This is a genomic window from Dietzia sp. UCD-THP (assembly GCF_000349585.1).
GTDB lineage: Bacteria > Actinomycetota > Actinomycetes > Mycobacteriales > Mycobacteriaceae > Dietzia > Dietzia natronolimnaea_A.
On sequence record NZ_KB714680.1, the window covers coordinates 1 to 3,102 of the forward strand.

Sequence of the window (3,102 nt, forward strand, 5' to 3'; positions counted from 1 at the left end):
GATATGGAGTGATGGGTGGCCGCGCAGCGCGCACGCGCTTTGCCCGACGTTGTGCGCTACGAGCGTGGCTGCCGAGTCGCCGCTGGCAAACTCCCAGCCGGTGAGGGCGACGGTGATGGTGGCGGGACCGCATGGGGGGAGCCCGGCCGCGGGCAGGGACGGTACCGGTTGTTCTTGCGACCCGGGCGCGGGGAGGGGCTGCGGCTCGGGCGTGTTCTCGGGTATCGCCTCCGGGGCAGGGCCCGTGCGGGCCACAGCATCGGCCGGTGGGGCCGGGACGGGTGTGGCAGCGTAAGCCGCAGCCACGCCGATCACGAGAAGGCCGGCTGCCAACACGGCGCACCAACGCGCCCGGTGAGACGTGCCGGCGGTGGTCTCTACCTGCTCATCTCTACTGATGGCAGCTGCGTGGGACCTGGAGAGGAACAGGTACACCGTCATGGCGCCGGCGATGTTGCCCGCGAAGATAGCCACTATGGCTCCCACGAAGAAAAGGGATGGCCACAGCAGTGCAGTTGCTAGTGCTCCGGTGATTAATACGGTGGCGACCACGAGGGCGGCTGCGAACCACGCCTGGCGCTGCCTGCCTGTGCTCAGGCGCAGTGACCACCAGATCAGGACTGCGGCGACGACGGCGCACCATGCCGCGGCTGCCAGCGCTCCGGTGAAGGTTTGGCGCGAGGCCGCGGCCAGCGCCGTGACGGGGCCTAGGACGGTGGCCGTCGCGTAAGCGCCCCCAGATCCGAAGAATCCACCGGACGCGTTGCCGGCCCGGTGCGCCTTTCTCGGCAGGGTTGCACCAATAGCCAGCCAGGCCAGTGCCCCGAGCACCAGCGCCCCGCATCCGATGGCGAGATATCGAATACGCGCCGTTCGCCACAGGCCCTCAAAGGGGGTGTCGTTGCAGCCGAACAGCCAGGCCGGCTCTTGGCACAGACCCGAACTGTGTACGGCGACGGTGGTCAGAACGGCCAGGCAGGCCAGGACAGAAGCGATCGCCAGAACGCGCGCGGTGATAAGCGGAGACATCCCTCTCCCCTCCGGTCAGCGAGCCACGCGTCGCCACCGAGTCGGGGGCGCCGCTGTCGGTCACCACAGTGCCCGCGGGAGCGGCGGGAGCCTAATCCCGCTGTGCCCGGTAGTGGATAGGAGTCCTCAATCGGGGCAGGTGACGGGGGGTCGTGTCGGGCAGAATATGCCCATGCCGTCTCGCTCTGGTTCCTCATCGCGTGTTGACCTCACGCGCCTGTGCGCGCTCTTTCTCGCGGTCGCCGAAGAGCGTCATTTCGGCGCGGCGGCCGACCGACTGGGCACCACCCAACCGACGGTGTCTCAGGGACTGCAACGCCTGGAGGGCCATCTCGGGGTGCGATTGCTGGACCGGACACGCGACGGCGCGGTAGTCACCTCTGCGGGTCGTCATCTGCTTCCGCTGGCCCGCACTCTGGTCCGCGACGCCGCGCATTTCGAGGCAGCCGCTGGAGAACTGGCCAGCCGAGGGTTGACGTTCGCCGTCGGCGCGTCTGCCACCACCCCGGCTCAACTCACTGCCGCCGCCGTGACGTCGATGCGCTCCCAGGTCGAGTCGGTGACTGTGGCCCGCGGGCAAGGACCCGAGTTGGTGTCGCGAGTCGAGAACGGCGAGCTCGATGTGGCGGTGTTGGAAGATCCGAGCCCCGCCGGGGATCTCGTGCGCGGGGTGATGCACCGCCTTCCACGCCGACTGGCCGTACCGGAGGGCATGATCTCCGATCCGCGGGCGCGTATCCCCCGGCAAGAACTTCGGCAGTTGGATCTGGCCGTGACACCACGAGCCACCGGACCGGCGGCTTGGGACCTGCTGATTGACCTCCTCAAAGAGGCAGGCATCGACCCACGGCCGGTGGAGGCCCCGAGCAGCGCCGACGTCCTGACCCAGGTCGCTGGCGGTTCAGCGTTCGCGGTCGTGGATGCCTTCAGCCCCACGATCGACGGCGTGCAATTGCTGGACCTGCCCGGCCGCTTCGACCACCGCTTTCGCGCCCTCGTCCACCCGGACCGGCAACGCACCCCCGACGGCCACGACATCAGGTCCCTCGTTGACAGGGGGCTGGCCAGGGTGTGCCGCACGGTGACTGGGGGCCCCACCCCGTGACCGCGCTCGATCTAGTCCGTGCCGAGCTAGCCTTCGCCGGTTGCGACGGGTGGTGCTACGCCGAGCTCATCGACCGGCCCGGCACCGGTCTGGGTATCGGCCAGGACGTTCCGGTGGTGGTGGCCTCGATGTACAAGCTGCACCTCATGGTGGCGGCCTGCCGCGCGGCAGCCGCCGGCACTCTGGACCTGACACAACGGGTCACCATCACCCCCAACGAACACACGCCGGGGCCGACCGGCTTCGCCCTCTTCGCCGACGACGTCGAGGTCTCGATCCGCGATCTCGTGCGCATGATGATTACGGTCTCAGACAACACCGCCGCCGAAGCAGTGCAACGCCTCCTACCCGCGGGCGCCCTCGACGAGACCCTCTTGGCCCTTGACCTCCAGACCACGGTGATCCGCGGAGGTGTGAGAGCCCAGCAACAGCTGACGATCTCCGAACTCGGCGCACGCGACTGGCAAGACGCCGCCCACCTGCTGGCAACCGACCCCGCCACCGACCAGGTCCACGCCTACGACCCCGCGTACGTCTCGCACAGCACTGCCCGAGCGCTATGCCAGCTGATGCGCGCAATCTGGACGAACACCGCCTCCGACCCCCAGCAGTGCGCGTTCATGAGGGAGGTCCTAGGCCAGCAGATCTGGCCGCACCGCATCGCGAGTGGGTTCCCTTTGGCATCGACAGCGGTCGCCGGTAAAACCGGCACCATTGGCCGGATCCGCGCCGAGACCGCCGTCGTCCAACCAGACGGTGAGCCACCGGTCGTCGTGTGCGTAGTAACCCGGGCAGCCCGCGCCGACGCGGCGCTGCCCACAGTCGACACCGCCATCGGACGTATCGCGCGGCTCCTCGTCAACGAGATACGAACAGGCGCTCAGCTGTAGCGATAACGTCCGCCAATCACAGGCGGCGAACCCTGCACTTGGACAGGTCAGCACCCGACGGCTTTCCTAATCGCATGC

Annotated in this window: 2 protein-coding genes and 1 pseudogene; 2 read left to right on the forward strand and 1 reads right to left on the reverse strand. The window is 68.4% G+C overall.

The window, feature by feature from the left end; all coding sequences use genetic code 11:
* A pseudogene (locus H483_RS39845) lies at nt 1-1,029 on the reverse strand (hypothetical protein); the annotation flags it as partial.
* 172 nt (nt 1,030-1,201) lie between these two features.
* Between H483_RS39845 and H483_RS38030 the strand changes: the two are divergent.
* On the forward strand, nt 1,202-2,134 hold the full coding sequence (locus tag H483_RS38030; RefSeq protein WP_052308401.1) for a LysR family transcriptional regulator: 933 nt from the start codon (nt 1,202-1,204) through the stop codon (nt 2,132-2,134).
* On the forward strand, nt 2,131-3,024 hold the full coding sequence (locus H483_RS38035; RefSeq protein WP_017838671.1) for a serine hydrolase: 894 nt from the start codon (nt 2,131-2,133) through the stop codon (nt 3,022-3,024). The genes H483_RS38030 and H483_RS38035 overlap by 4 nt, the downstream gene beginning before the upstream one ends.
* Nucleotides 3,025-3,102: the final 78 nt, after the last annotated feature.

What these genes read in the sequence shown, in the direction of transcription:
- H483_RS38030 (WP_052308401.1), top strand. Translation starts at nt 1,202, where the DNA reads ATGCCGTCTCGCTCTGGTTCCTCATCGCGTGTTGACCTCACGCGCCTG.